At 65.8% G+C, this 12,875-nt stretch carries 12 protein-coding genes; 6 read left to right on the top strand and 6 right to left on the bottom strand.

What is annotated here, in order from left to right; translation table 11 throughout:
• Nucleotides 1-2: 2 nt before the first annotated feature.
• Nucleotides 3-734, bottom strand: a complete 732-nt coding sequence (locus GC146_RS15545) for a GntR family transcriptional regulator (protein WP_291840669.1) — start codon at nt 732-734, stop codon at nt 3-5.
• 84 nt (nt 735-818) lie between these two features.
• Between GC146_RS15545 and GC146_RS15550 the strand changes: the two genes are divergently transcribed.
• From GC146_RS15550 to dctP, 6 genes are read left to right on the top strand one after another with little or no spacing between them, the layout of a single operon-like run.
• On the top strand, nt 819-1,988 hold the full coding sequence (locus GC146_RS15550; RefSeq protein WP_291840672.1) for an LLM class flavin-dependent oxidoreductase: 1,170 nt from the start codon (nt 819-821) through the stop codon (nt 1,986-1,988).
• On the top strand, nt 1,988-2,884 hold the full coding sequence (locus GC146_RS15555) for an aldo/keto reductase (protein WP_291840674.1): 897 nt from the start codon (nt 1,988-1,990) through the stop codon (nt 2,882-2,884). Before GC146_RS15550 ends, GC146_RS15555 begins: the two co-directional genes overlap by 1 nt.
• 1 nt (nt 2,885) lies before the next feature.
• The gene (locus GC146_RS15560; protein ID WP_291840677.1) at nt 2,886-3,401 is read left to right on the top strand and encodes a flavin reductase family protein; all 516 of its coding nucleotides are present in this window, start codon (nt 2,886-2,888) and stop codon (nt 3,399-3,401) included.
• A 60-nt stretch (nt 3,402-3,461) separates the two neighbouring features.
• A complete protein-coding gene (locus GC146_RS15565) occupies nt 3,462-4,055 on the top strand; it encodes a TRAP transporter small permease subunit (RefSeq protein WP_291840679.1) in 594 nt (197 codons plus the stop codon).
• Complete coding sequence (locus tag GC146_RS15570) at nt 4,055-5,548, top strand: TRAP transporter large permease (protein WP_291840682.1); 1,494 nt, start codon at nt 4,055-4,057, stop codon at nt 5,546-5,548. The genes GC146_RS15565 and GC146_RS15570 overlap by 1 nt, the downstream gene beginning before the upstream one ends.
• A gap of 28 nt (nt 5,549-5,576) precedes the next feature.
• The gene (gene dctP, locus GC146_RS15575) at nt 5,577-6,635 is read left to right on the top strand and encodes a TRAP transporter substrate-binding protein DctP (protein ID WP_291840685.1); all 1,059 of its coding nucleotides are present in this window, start codon (nt 5,577-5,579) and stop codon (nt 6,633-6,635) included.
• A 58-nt stretch (nt 6,636-6,693) separates the two neighbouring features.
• Here dctP and GC146_RS15580 read toward each other — a convergent pair whose 3' ends face one another.
• The 5 genes from GC146_RS15580 to GC146_RS15600 form a co-directional block, all read right to left on the bottom strand.
• Nucleotides 6,694-7,896: a DUF4147 domain-containing protein gene (locus GC146_RS15580; protein ID WP_291840688.1), complete on the bottom strand. Its 1,203-nt coding sequence runs from the start codon at nt 7,894-7,896 to the stop codon at nt 6,694-6,696.
• Between the two features lie 70 nt (nt 7,897-7,966).
• Entirely contained in the window at nt 7,967-9,268 is a 1,302-nt protein-coding gene (gene xylA, locus GC146_RS15585; RefSeq protein ID WP_291840691.1) for a xylose isomerase, read from the bottom strand.
• A 9-nt stretch (nt 9,269-9,277) separates the two neighbouring features.
• Nucleotides 9,278-10,717 carry a xylulokinase gene (xylB, locus tag GC146_RS15590; protein ID WP_291840694.1) on the bottom strand — a complete coding sequence of 480 codons (1,440 nt, stop codon included), beginning with the start codon at nt 10,715-10,717 and terminating at the stop codon, nt 9,278-9,280.
• 3 nt (nt 10,718-10,720) lie between these two features.
• Complete coding sequence (locus tag GC146_RS15595; RefSeq protein WP_291840697.1) at nt 10,721-11,494, bottom strand: ATP-binding cassette domain-containing protein; 774 nt, start codon at nt 11,492-11,494, stop codon at nt 10,721-10,723.
• A 2-nt stretch (nt 11,495-11,496) separates the two neighbouring features.
• The gene (locus GC146_RS15600) at nt 11,497-12,795 is read right to left on the bottom strand and encodes a sugar ABC transporter permease (protein WP_291840699.1); all 1,299 of its coding nucleotides are present in this window, start codon (nt 12,793-12,795) and stop codon (nt 11,497-11,499) included.
• Nucleotides 12,796-12,875 lie beyond the last annotated feature (80 nt).

Consider the following 12,875-nt stretch of genomic DNA (forward strand, 5'->3'; position numbering starts at 1 on the left):
AGTCAGCCCCTTCCCATGCGGTTTACATAGACCGCCTTTTCAGAATCGAACCATGTGCGCGAATATTCCGCGCGTGCCCCGGTCTGGGCCCAGGCCAGCCGGGTGATGAAGCCTGCCGTCGCGCCGGCCGGCAACGGCGCGGCGGGCGGCGTCCAGTCCGGCATCGGCGCGGCACCGACCCGGTCTTCGGCGCGGGTGATCACGAGGCCCAGCGCGCGGCGGTAGTAGAGATACAGTGATTCGACCAGTTCGCCCGCCGCGATTGCCTGGGCATGACTCGCGTCGAGCCAGATTTCCTCCAGCGCCACGGTCTCGCCGTCCAGACGCCGCAGGCGCCTGATTCGGTGCGCCAGCGTCGAAGGTCCGAAATCGGGCGCATCGGACGGTTTGCCCATCAGGTCGAGCGAGAGGACCTCGGCCGTGGGCAGCCCCCCGCCCTCGACCCGCTCCAGCCGGAAAAACGCATAAAGGCTGGCCACTTCCGGCCGGGTGCGAATGTAGTTGCCCGACCCCTGCACCCGGTGCAGCAGGCCCTTTTCATCGAGATCGGCCAGCGCCTTGCGCAACGTGCCCACGGCGATGCCAAGGCCCTGCGCCATCTCGCGCTCGGGCGGCAGGCGCGTGCCATCGGCCAGTTGCCCAGCGGCGATCCGGCGAATCAGCATCTCGCTGATCTGGATGTATTTCGGCAGCGATCCCCGTCCCGGATCGCCTCTGCCCGCCTGCACACTCATGTTGCGTCCCGAATTGATACACTATTGATGCATTCGTTTTGGGATGCTACGCAAGTGCAAATCGAGGGGAGAGGAACAGAGTCGATGGCAGCGTCCCAACAGGTTGTCCCGGTTACCAGCGCCGATCTGGATGGCGCGGAAGTGTCATGGTTCTCGGCCCTTTGCTCGGATGACTACGAATATCTCGGCGTCCCCGACGGCGAGCTGCGGTCCAGCTTCGAGCATTGCCGCGACATCGTGCTGGAGGCCGAAAAGCAGGGCTTTCGCAACATCCTGGCCCCCTCGTCCTATCAGGTCGGGCAGGATACGCTCAGCTTCGTAGCCGGCATGGCGCCGCTGACCAGCAGCATCAACTTCCTTGCCGCCATCCGCTGCGGCGAGATGCATCCGATCATGCTGGCGCGCACGGTCGCCACGCTGGACCACATGCTCAAGGGCCGGCTGACGCTGAACGTGATCAGTTCGGATTTTCCGGGCGAGAAGGCCGACAGCGCCTTCCGCTACCGCCGCAGCCACGAAGTGGTGCAGATCCTGCGGCAGGCCTGGACGCAGGACACGATCGAGCATCAGGGCGAGATCTACCAGTTTTCGGGTCTGACGACCGATCCGGCCAAGCCCTACCAGCAGAACGGCGGCCCGCTTCTCTATTTCGGGGGCTATTCGCCCGACGCGCTGGAGCTGTGCGGCGCGCAGTGCGACGTCTACCTGATGTGGCCCGAGACCAAGGACATGCTGGCCGAGCGGATGCGCGCGGTCCATGCACGCGCCGAGGCGCATGGCCGCACGCTCGATTACGGGCTGCGGGTGCACATGATCGTCCGCGATACCGAGGCCGAGGCGAAGGAATATGCCGAGCATCTCGTCAGCAAGCTGGACGACGAATACGGCAAGCTGATCCGCGACCGGGCGCATGATTCGATCAGCCTGGGCGTGTCGCACCAGTCCCGTGCGCGCGAGCTGGCCGACCAGTTCGGCTATGTCGAGCCGAACCTGTGGACCGGCGTGGGCCGCGCGCGGTCGGGCTGCGGCGCGGCGCTGGTAGGCTCCACCGACCAGGTGCTGAGCGCGCTGGAGGACTACCGCAAGATGGGCATCCGCGCCTTCATCCTGTCGGGCTATCCGCATATCGACGAGGCGCGCCATTTCGGCACCCGCGTCCTGCCGGAGTTGACAACGGTATCGCTCCCCCATGTCTATGGTCGGGTGCCGGCCGAAACGCCGGCGACACCGCTGGGCTGTGGGGTGCGCCGCTGATGGAACGGGTGCGTTTCGACAAGAACCTGACGCTCAGCCGAATCGTCTACGGCATGTGGCGGCTGGACGACGATGCCGATACCTCGCCCGCCCATGTGCGCGCCAAGATCGAGGCCTGCCTTGAGCAGGGCATCACCACGATGGACCAGGCCGATATCTATGGCGGCTACATGGCCGAAGAGATTCTGGGCCATGCGCTGAAGGGCAGCGGCCTGCGTGACAAGATCGAGCTTGTCACGAAATGCGGCATCGTCGCCCCGGCGGGCCGGCACGCAGATGCGCGGGTGAAGTATTATGACACCGGGCGGTCGCATATCACGGCCTCGGTCGATGCCTCGCTACGGCTGATGAACACCGATTACATCGACCTTCTGCTGATCCACCGCCCCGACCCGATGATGAACCATGCCGTCACCGGCGCCGCGCTGGACGAGCTTGTGCAGTCGGGCAAGGTGCGGGCCGTTGGCGTGTCCAATTTCCGCCCGTGGGACTGGGAGTTGCTGCAATCGGCGATGAAGACGCCGCTGCTGACCAACCAGATCGAACTCAGCCTGCTGGCACATCAGGGTTTCACCAACGGCGACGTGGCGTTTCACCAGCGCCACGGAACCCCGCTGATGGCGTGGTCGCCGCTGGGCGGCGGTGCGCTGGTCGGCGGACAGCCGGGCAACGTCGTGTTGCAGGGCAAGATGGCCGAGGTCGCAGCGCGTCATGGCGTGGATGCCAGTGCCGTGGCGGTGGCGTGGCTGCTTGCGCATCCGGCACGTATCCTGCCCGTGATGGGCACCAACAATCTGGGGCGAATTGCACGCCTTTCCGACGCGTTGCGCGTCAGGATGGACCGGCAGACCTGGTACGAACTTTACACGGCCGCGCTTGGCCAAGAGGTAGCCTGACATGGACGCCGGCCCCGCCATCCTGAACAACAGCTTCTCGCCCGTCGAGGATTCGCAGTCCTTTCGCGGGGCTCTTGGCGCCTACACGACGGGCGTGACGGTGATCACTACGATCACCGAAGAGGGGCCGATGGGCATCACTGCCAACAGCTTTGCCAGCGTCTCGCTCGACCCGCCGCTGGTGCTGTGGTCGCCTTCGCGCCATTCGCGCCGGTTCGAGCATTTCGCCCGCGCGCCGCGCTTTGCCATCCATGTACTGGCCGCGGATCAAAAGCATGTCTGCGACGCCTTCACCCGCTCCAAGACCGCTTTTGACGGCCTGGACTGGACGCCCAACAATGCCGGTGTGCCGCTGCTCTCGGGTGTGCTGGCGATCTTCGAGTGCAATTTCGAGGCCGCGCATCATGCCGGCGATCATGACATCGTGGTGGGCCGGGTGATCCGCGCCCATCATGCGCCCGGCGTGCCGCTGGTATTTCATGGCGGCAGTTACGGGCATTTCGGACGCGGGGCCTAGCAAGACCCCGCGAAAAGAAACCGGCCCCGGGGAGGGGGCCGCGATCAGGGAGGGTGCCGCATGGCGCTGTTGTTCGGGGTCCTTTGGCCCCTCGAACGGCTCAACACGGTAATTCTTGCCGTGGGCCGTATTCTGGCGGTGATCGCCTTGTCGGTGATGGTGTGCCTGATCCTGGGTCAGGTGTTCTTCCGCTACGTCCTTAACGACGCGCCGGCCTGGACAGAGGAAGGCGCGCGCTTCGGTATGCTCTGGATGACCGGGCTGATGGCGCCGCTGGCCTACCGGCAGGGCGGCTTCGTCTCGATCGACATGCTGGGCCGCGCCCTGCCCCGGACCATTTCGGCGATCTTGTCGCTGATCCTGCTGGCCATCTCGCTGGGCGTGCTGGTGATCATGTTCCAGAAGGGCGTCTGGAGCCATGTCTTCAGCCTGACCGGGCGCGGCACCAGCCCGTCGCTGCGGCTGCCGTTCGACCTTTTCGGCGGTCAGCAGATCCGGTTCCGCAATTCATGGGCCTATGCCTCGCTCGCGCTGGGCATGGGGATGCTGATCCTTATCAATGTCGAGCTGATCCTGCGTCAGGTCATCACCCTCTTCGGGGCCGGTGACCGCCTGACGCAGCTGGCCGACCCCGATGTGGCGAGGGCCGACTGATGCTGATCTGGTTTCTTCCCGTCTTTCTCGTCCTGATCATGGTCGGCCTGCCGGTGGTCTTTGCCCTGCTGGCCGCCCCCGGCGCGCTGCTGATGCTCAACGGCCAGGGCCGCGACCTCGCCGTGCTTTACCGCAACGTCTATTCCGGCATGGACAGCTTCCCGCTGATGGCGCTGCCGTTCTTCATGCTGGCAGGCGAGATCATGAACCGCGGCGGCATCACTACGCGGCTGGTCGATTTCAGCCAGGCCTTCATGGGCCACCTGCGTGGCGGCCTTGCCCACGTCAACATCCTGTCCTCGATCCTCTTCGCGGGCATGTCGGGGTCGGCCGTGGCCGATGTCAGCGCACTGGGCTCCACCCTGATCCCGGCGATGGAAAAGAACGGCTATACCCGTCGTTTCGCCGCGGCATTGACGGCGGCAAGTTCGGTCATCGGGCCGATCATCCCGCCCTCGGGCATCATGATCATCTATGCCTACGTGATGGGCGAAAGCGTCGCGGCGCTGTTTCTGGCCGGGATCGTGCCGGGCCTGCTGGTGGGCCTTGGCCTGATGCTGGTCGTGGTGCTGATGGCCGACCGCTACGACCTGCCCAAGGCCGAGCGGATCGTGCATGCCAACCAGACCATTACCGGGCTGGAATACTGGGTCAGCTTCGTGCTGCTGCGGGTGAATTTCGCGGCCATCATCTGGGGCATCTACAGCCTTGCGCGCTGGGCGATTGGTTTTGATGCCGCCGGTGCGATCCCCGGTTGGGCGGTCTTCGTGGTGGGCCTGCCGCTGGCGCATCTTTTCCTGCTTTGGATGCGGCGGCGCGCCAGCCATGACTTCCGGCTGATCTGCAAGAAGGCCGTCGCACCGTTGCAAACGCCGATCATCATTCTCGGCGGCATCCTTCTGGGGGTCTCGACCCCGACAGAGGCAAGTGCCGTTGCCGTGGCCTATGCGCTGGTCATCAGCTTCTTCATCCTTCATTCGATGACGCTGAAGGATCTTGCAGGCGTCCTGTCGCGGTCGGCGCTGGGCACCTCGGCCGTGCTGCTGCTAGTCGGCGCGGCGGTGGCGTTCAAAACCGTCGTGAGCCTGTCACACGCGCCCGAGATCCTGACCCACAGCATCCTTGGCCTGTCGAGCAATCCGTTGATCCTGCTCTTTCTCATCAACATCCTGCTGTTCGTGGTAGGCATGTTCCTTGATGCAGGGCCGGCGATCATCATCCTCGGGCCGATCCTTGCCCCGATCTTCATCGGCCTCGGCGTCAGCCCGGTGCACTTCGCCATCATCATGTCGGTGAACCTGACCGTGGGCCTTGCCACACCGCCGATGGGGCTGGTGCTGTTCGTCGCGTCATCCGTCAGCGGCGAACGAGTAGAGACCATCGTCAAGGCGATCATGCCGTTCCTGCTGGTGGAAATTCTGGTGATCTTCCTGATTACCTATTTCCCCTTCATTTCGATGACGATCCCGCGTCTTGCGGGCTTCGCCCAATGACCGACCATAGCAAATAGGGAGGAAACCAATGCTTAAGGGTCTGACAAGAGTGCTGCTGACCGCAGCGCTGATCGGCGGGGGGGCGGTGAGTGCTTTCGCGCAGCAATACACCATTCGCGCCACCGCCAACTCGAACGAACAGGACGAGGACTATGACGGTCTGACCGTGTTCAAGAACTACGTCGAGAACGCCTCGAACGGGGCGATCAAGGTCGAGATCTTCATGGGCACGCAGCTGTGTGCCACCGGCGAGGAATGCCTTCAGGCCGTCGCCGACGGCTCAATCGACGTCTACATCTCCACTTCGGGCGGTGCTGCGTCGATCTTCCCGTTCGTGCAGGTCCTCGACCTGCCTTACCTGATGAACGACGACCGCGTGGCCGAAGCCGTGCTGTCGGGCCCGTTCGTCGAAACGATGCGCAAGGCCGCGCTTGACGCCTCTGGCGGCAAGATCCGGCTGATGACCATCGGCAACACCGGCGGCTGGCGTTCGTTCGCCAATACCGAGCACACCATCCACACGCCCGCCGACATGGCCGGCCTGAAGATGCGTACCGTGCCGGCCGACCTGCCGCAGGAGCTGACCCGTGCGCTTGGCGCCAGCCCGACGCCGATTCCATGGCCGGAACTCTTCACCTCGCTGCAGACCGGCGTGGTTGAAGGCACCGCCAACGGCATCACCGACATCATGAACATGAAGTTCCCCGATGCCGGCCTGAAGTACCTGACGCTGGACAACCACAGCTACATGGGCGCCTTCTGGTGGATGTCGAACGACAAGTTCATGGCGATGCCCGAAGACATGCGCAAGATCGTCGATGACGGCTTCTACGCGCTGCAGCAGGCCACTTTCGCCAGCCCCAAGCGCAAGTCGATCCCGGCCTATGACGCGTTCAAGGCTGCCGGTGGCGAGGTCTACGTGCCCACCGCCGACGAGAAGGCCCAGTTCGCCAAGGCGGCCGAGCCGGTCTACACCTGGTTCGAGAACAACGTCGACGGCGGCAAGGAAATGCTGGCCGCGCTGCGCTCGGCTGTGGCCGACGTCAATGCGCAACTTGCCGCGCAGTACAAGACCGACCTGAACTGAGGGTCATGATCTGAAAACGGGGGGCGCGGTCCTGAAGGGGGCCGCGCCCTTTCGCGTTTCAGGGCCGGATCAGCACGCCGAGGTCGGCCACGTTGGTCCCGGTGCCCCCGGTCATCAGCAGATCGCCCGCGGCGGCCAGCGCGGTATAGCTGTCGTTCGTGGCAAGGATCCGGTCCAGGTCCAGCCCCGCCGCCGCGATCCGCCCCAGCGTGCCGTCATCCACCAGCCCGCCCGCCGCGTCCGTCGGCCCGTCGCGACCGTCGCTTCCGCCCTGCAGGCAGGCCCAGGGCGCGGGCCAGCCGCGCCGCGCGGCCTCGGCCGCGATGCGCAAGCTCAGTTCCTGGTTGCGCCCGCCGCGCCCCTGCCCGCGCAGCACCACCGTCGTCTCGCCACCCCAAAGGGTCACGCCCGGCCCCGCGGCATCGCAGATGGCGCGCGCCGCGGCGGCCACGTCGCCCTCGATGGGCCGAGAGATAACCCGCGCGCCGGGGCTGGCCGCGGCCATCGCGGCCAGGCTCTGCGCGTTCGAGCCGATCAACTGGTTCTCGACCGGCGGCAGCGGCCCGGCGGGGGCCGCCTGCCCCAGGTGGGTGCGCACCGGGGCGGGCACCCTGTCCCAGATCCCGAACCGCACCAGCGCCGCGCGCGCCTCTGCCGGGCCACCCAGGGGTGCCACCGTCGGCCCGCTGGCGATGGTCGAAAGATCATCCCCCACCACGTCCGACAGGATCAGCGCGGTGACGGGATGGGGCGCGGCCAGCCGGGCAAGACCCCCACCCTTCAGCCGCGACAGGTTCTGCCGGACAAGGTTCATCGCCCGGATATCGGCACCCGACGCCAACAACAGCCGGCTGACCTCGGCCTTGTCCTGCAGGCTAACCCCCGCCACTGGCGCAGGCAGCAGGGCAGATCCGCCCCCCGAGACCAGTACCAGAAGCGGCCCGGTCAGCGCCTGCACCGCGCGGATCACTGTCTCGGCCGCCGCGGCGCCGCGTGCATCGGGCACCGGGTGGCCGCTGGCCAGCACCTGCGCGCCCGGCAAGGCGCGCGCATTCTCGTCATTGGTCACGACAAGGCAGGGCGTGCCGGGAAACCGGGCCAGCGCCGCCTCGGCCATCCGCCGGGCGGCCTTGCCCACCGCCAAGATCAGCGCAGGGCTTTGCGCGCGGTCGGCCAGCGTGCGCGCCACCGCGTCGAACGGATCGGCGGCCGCCACACCCGCCATGAAGATCGCGCGCGCCTCTTCCCTGATGTCCCGCATCCCAGCCCCCGGCTTCATCTTGCCGCAAATACTCCCGCCGGAGGCGCCGGTTTTCCAGCGGAAAACCGGCCTAGAGGTAGCGGTTGACGAGGTTTTCCAGCCGTTCCTGCCGGCCCGAGCGCGGGCTGGGGTTGATGCTCTCGTCGAGCACCCGCTGCGCGATCGCGTCCAGGTCGCTCGTCAACATGGCCTTGGCGGCGGGTGCCTCCCAGCCGGCATAGCGGGCGTCGCGCGCCGCTTCCAGCTTGCCATCCTCCAGCATCGCCGCCGCCGCCTTCAGTCCCGCCGCGCAGGCATCCATGCCGCCGACATGGGCCAGGATCAGGTCCTCGGGATCAAGGCTCTGGCGGCGCAGCTTGGCGTCGAAGTTCGTGCCGCCAGTGGTGAATCCGCCCGCGCGCAGCACCTCGTAATAGGCCAGCGTCATTTCCGGCACGTTGTTCGGGAACTGGTCGGTATCCCAGCCCGACTGGTAGTCATTGCGGTTCATGTCGATCGAGCCGAAAATGCCCAGCTCGCGCGCCAGCGCCAGTTCATGCTCGAACGTGTGACCGGCGAGGATCGCATGGCCCTGCTCGATGTTCACCTTCACCTCGCCTTCCAGCCCGAACTCCTTGAGGAAGCCGTAAACGGTGGCGACATCATAGTCGTACTGGTGCTTGGAGGGTTCCTGCGGCTTGGGCTCGATCAGGATCGTGCCCTTGAAGCCAATCTTGTGCTTGTAGTCGACGACCATCTGCAGGAAGCGGCCGGCATGGGCGCGCTCCTTGCCCATGTCGGTATTGAGCAGCGTCTCATAGCCCTCGCGCCCGCCCCAGAGGACGTAGTTCTCGCCGCCGAGCTTCAGCGTGGCGTCCATGCAGGTCTTAACGGTGGCCGCCGAGAAGGCAAAGACATCCGGGTCGGGGTTGGTCGCGGCGCCGGCCATGAAGCGGCGGTGGGTAAAGAGGTTGGCCGTGCCCCACAGCAGCTTGACGCCCGTCGTCGCCATCTTTTCCCCGAAATAGTCGACGATTTCCTCCAGGTTGCGCGTGTTCTCGGCAAAATCCGCGCCTTCGGGCCGCACGTCGGCATCGTGAAAGCAGAAATAGGGTGCGCCAAGGATCTGGAACATCTCGAAGGCCACGTCGGCCTTCAGCTTGGCCTTGGCCATGCCGTCCCCGAACCAGGGCCGCTCGAACGTCTGTCCGCCGAAGGGGTCGCCGCCCTGCCACGCAAAGCTGTGCCAGTAGGCGACGGCAAAGCGTAGGTGGTCCTTCAGCGTCTTGCCCATCACCACCTTGTCGGGGTTGTAGTGACGGAAGGCGAAGTCGTTGGCGCTTTGCGGGCCCTCGTAGCGGATGGGCGCGATGCCCTTGAAGAAATCGGTCATGACTAGTCCTCAGTTCAGGCCCTTCAGGGCAGCATAAGCGGCGCGGTAGCGGGCATGGGCCGTGGCAAAGGCGGGCACCAGCGCGCGATCGGGTTCGATCACCCGGGCAATCTGCGGCAGCGTGGCCACCTCGGCCCCTGCCCCGGTCGCGGCCATCAGCGCAAGGCGCGCCGCGCCGAAGGCACCGCCGAAATCGCCCGCGATCGGCAAGCCGATAGGCAGGTCCAGCGCCGTGGCAATCGCTTGCACCCAGTAGTCGGATTTCGACCCGCCGCCGACCGCGATCAGCCGTTCGATCTTCGTCCCGGTGGCGGTCAGCGCGTCGAAACTGTCGCGGAAGGCGTGTGCCACGCCCTCCATCACCGTGCGCACCATCTGCGCGCGGTCGGTCGCGTGGTCCAAATGCAGGAAGGCGCCGCGAATGCGGGCGTCGTTGTGCGGGGTCCGTTCGCCCCCCAGGTAGGGCAGGAACAGGCCGTGGCCCGGCGCCTGCAACGGGCCTAGGTCGGCCGTCAGCGCCGACGAAGGGCTGCCCAGCACATGCGCGAACCAGTTCAGCGCATCGGCCGCGGCAAGGATCACGCCCATCTGGTGCCACGTGCCCGGCAGCGCGTGGCAGAAGGTGTGAACGGCGGTTTCCGGCGCCGGCTGATAGGCCGCCGAGGCCGCGAAAAGAACGCCCGAGGTGCCGATGCTGACGAAACCGTCGCCGGCGTTGACCACGCCCACGCCGACGCCGCTGGCGGCATTGTCGCCGCCGCCACCCGCCACCACCACGCCCCGCGGCAGGCCCCAGCGCGCGGCCAGATCGTCGCGCACGGTGCCGGACACGGCACTGCCCTCGACAAGGCGCGGCATATGCCCACGGCCCAGATCGGTGGCGGCCAGCAGGTCGTCCGACCAGTCCCGTTTCCCGGTATCAAGCCAGCTTGTCCCGGCGGCATCGGACATCTCGCCCACCGCCTCGCCGGTCAGCCACAGCCGCAGGTAATCCTTGGGCAGCAGCACCTTGGCGATGCGCGCCCAGACCTTCGGCTCGTTGGCCTTCACCCACATCAGCTTGGGCGCGGTGAAACCGGGAAAGACGATGTTGCCGGTGATCGCGCGAAACCGCGGGTCTGCGTCAAGCGCGGCCGCCTCGGCCGCGGCGCGGGTATCGTTCCACAGGATGCAGGGGCGCAGCACCGCGTCGGCCTTGTCCAGCAGGGTGGCGCCATGCATCTGCCCCGACAGGCCGATGCCCAGCACGCCCGACAGGTCGGCCTGCGCGGCCAGTGCGGCCAGCACGGCCTCGGCCGCGGCGATCCAGTCGGCCGGGTCCTGTTCGGACCAGCCATCCTGCGGGCGGCTGACCTCCAGCGGCGCATGCGCCTCGGCCACCAGCCGCTGATCCGGGGCGATCAGGACCCCCTTGAGCCCCGATGTCCCGAGGTCCAGCCCGATGAACATCGCTTAGCCTGCCTGATGGTCGGGCGACTTGCCGAGGATGATCATGCCGAGGATGTCCTCGTCGGTCACCTCGTCCACGTTCACCGTGCCGACAAGCTGGCCGTTCTTCATCACGCTGGCCCGGTCGCACAACTCCATGACGTTGTGGATGTCGTGCTCGATCAGGAAGATACCGAGGCCCTGCGCCTTCAATTCCTGAATCAGTTCCGACACCATCTTGGTTTCCTGCGGCCCGAGCGCGGCGGTGGGTTCGTCCATGATCAGGATCTTGGCGTTGAAATAGACCGCCCGCGCGATGGCGACCGACTGACGCTGACCGCCCGACAGCGCACTGACCGGGTCCTTGAACTTGCGGAAGTTGGGGTTGAGCCGCGACATGATCTTGCGCGTCTCGGCCTCCATCCGGGCATCGTCGACAAAGCCCAGCGGCGTCACCAGCTCGCGTCCCAGAAACAGGTTGGACGTGGCATCAAGGTTATCGGCCAGCGCCAGCGTCTGGTAGATCGTCTCGATGTTGAGATGGCGCGCATCGCGCGGGTTGTTGATGCTGACCTTCTTTCCGTTGATCAGGATCTCGCCGCTATCCATGTGATAGGCGCCCGAGAGGCATTTGATCAGCGTCGACTTGCCAGCACCATTATGGCCCAGAAGTCCGACGACCTCGCCGGGATGCAGGTCGACCGAAACATGGTCGACCGCCTTGATACCGCCGAAAGAGATCGAGATATCGCGCAGTTCGACCAGCGGTGTGCCGCTGCGGTTCACTTTGCCCTGCACGTTCATTTCTTCACCCCCAGGCGCTTGCGATAAACGATGTCGATAAAGACGGCGAAGACCAGCACGAGGCCCACGACGATGTTCTGGAAGGGCGAGTCGACGTTGACCATCGCCATACCCGATTGCAGCGACTGCATGATCAGCGCGCCAAGGATGGCGCCGTAAATCGTGCCGATGCCGCCCGCCAGTGCCGTGCCGCCGATGACCGCCGCAGCGATCACGCGCAACTCGTCCAGCGTGCCGATGTCGTTGGAATGGAAGGTCAGGCGGGCCGAGGCGACCACGGCGGACAGCCCGGCGAGAAAGCCCATCAACGCAAAGACCTTCACCGTCAGCAGCCGGGTGTTGATGCCCGAAAGCTCTGCCGCGTCAGGGTTGCCACCGGTTGCGAAGATGTAGCGGCCGAACCGCGTCTTCAGCGCCACCACCGTCATCGCCACCGCAACGAGAATGAGCACAAGCACCGAGATCGGCAACCCATAGCCCGCGGTATAGCCCTCGGGCATCGTCTGCCCGGCGGCGGCGAACATCTGTTTCAGCCGGTTGAAGGGAATGTCATAGGCGTTGAGCACGGCCACGAAACCAAGGATCGCGGCGACGACGATCACGCCCATCACGAATTCGGCCCACATCGGTTTGACCGGGAATTCGTGGCGGATCTTGTTGCGCCGGGCTGAAACCAGCGCCAGCACTGCCGCGATGGCGGCAAGGACGCCCACAACCCAAGATGCGGTTTCGCCCAGCGTCCCGTTGGTGCCGCCGAAAAGCTGGAACGTCGGGTCAAGCGGGCCAATGGTCTGGCCGTTGGTCAGGTACCAGCCGACGTTGCGCCAAACCAGCAGGCCGCCCAGCGTCACGATGAACGAGGGGATTGCGAGATAGCCCACCAGCCAGCCCTGTACCGCGCCGATCAGCGCGCCGGTCAGCAGGCCGGCCACGATCGCCACCGGGGCGATCACGAGACTGCCCAGCGGCACACCCATGAATTGCGGCAGGATGACCGTCTGGGTCATCGCCATCACCGCCGAACAGGTCGCCAGAAGCGAGCCCACCGACAGGTCGATGTTGCGGGTGACGATCACAAAGACCATGCCCGTCGCCATGATGGCAACAGAGACGGTCTGGATCGTCAGGTTGAAGATGTTGCGGGGGGTCAGGAAGTTGCCCCCGGTGAACAGGTGAAAGCCTAGGCACAGCAGAACGAAGGCGCCGATCATTCCGATCAGCCGCATATCGAGTTCAAGCTGTTGGGCGAGGCTTTTGCGGGAGGTCGAAGCGGACGGGTCGGCAGTTGCGGTCATGTCCGGTATCCTGCTGATTTCATGAAGGTCAGGCGCAGGCGCATGCGCCCGCGAATTGGCCGCCCCGGGGGAATGCCCAG

The organism is Limimaricola sp. (assembly GCF_016125575.1).
In the GTDB taxonomy this organism is placed as follows: Bacteria; Pseudomonadota; Alphaproteobacteria; order Rhodobacterales; family Rhodobacteraceae; genus WGLM01.

What these genes read in the sequence shown, in the direction of transcription:
- GC146_RS15545 (WP_291840669.1), bottom strand. Translation starts at nt 734, where the DNA reads ATGAGTGTGCAGGCGGGCAGAGGCGATCCGGGACGGGGATCGCTGCCG.
- GC146_RS15580 (WP_291840688.1), bottom strand. Translation starts at nt 7,896, where the DNA reads ATGCGGGACATCAGGGAAGAGGCGCGCGCGATCTTCATGGCGGGTGTG.
- GC146_RS15550 (WP_291840672.1), top strand. Translation starts at nt 819, where the DNA reads ATGGCAGCGTCCCAACAGGTTGTCCCGGTTACCAGCGCCGATCTGGAT.
- dctP (WP_291840685.1), top strand. Translation starts at nt 5,577, where the DNA reads ATGCTTAAGGGTCTGACAAGAGTGCTGCTGACCGCAGCGCTGATCGGC.
- GC146_RS15560 (WP_291840677.1), top strand. Translation starts at nt 2,886, where the DNA reads ATGGACGCCGGCCCCGCCATCCTGAACAACAGCTTCTCGCCCGTCGAG.
- GC146_RS15570 (WP_291840682.1), top strand. Translation starts at nt 4,055, where the DNA reads ATGCTGATCTGGTTTCTTCCCGTCTTTCTCGTCCTGATCATGGTCGGC.
- xylB (WP_291840694.1), bottom strand. Translation starts at nt 10,717, where the DNA reads ATGTTCATCGGGCTGGACCTCGGGACATCGGGGCTCAAGGGGGTCCTG.
- GC146_RS15565 (WP_291840679.1), top strand. Translation starts at nt 3,462, where the DNA reads ATGGCGCTGTTGTTCGGGGTCCTTTGGCCCCTCGAACGGCTCAACACG.
- GC146_RS15600 (WP_291840699.1), bottom strand. Translation starts at nt 12,795, where the DNA reads ATGACCGCAACTGCCGACCCGTCCGCTTCGACCTCCCGCAAAAGCCTC.
- xylA (WP_291840691.1), bottom strand. Translation starts at nt 9,268, where the DNA reads ATGACCGATTTCTTCAAGGGCATCGCGCCCATCCGCTACGAGGGCCCG.
- GC146_RS15555 (WP_291840674.1), top strand. Translation starts at nt 1,988, where the DNA reads ATGGAACGGGTGCGTTTCGACAAGAACCTGACGCTCAGCCGAATCGTC.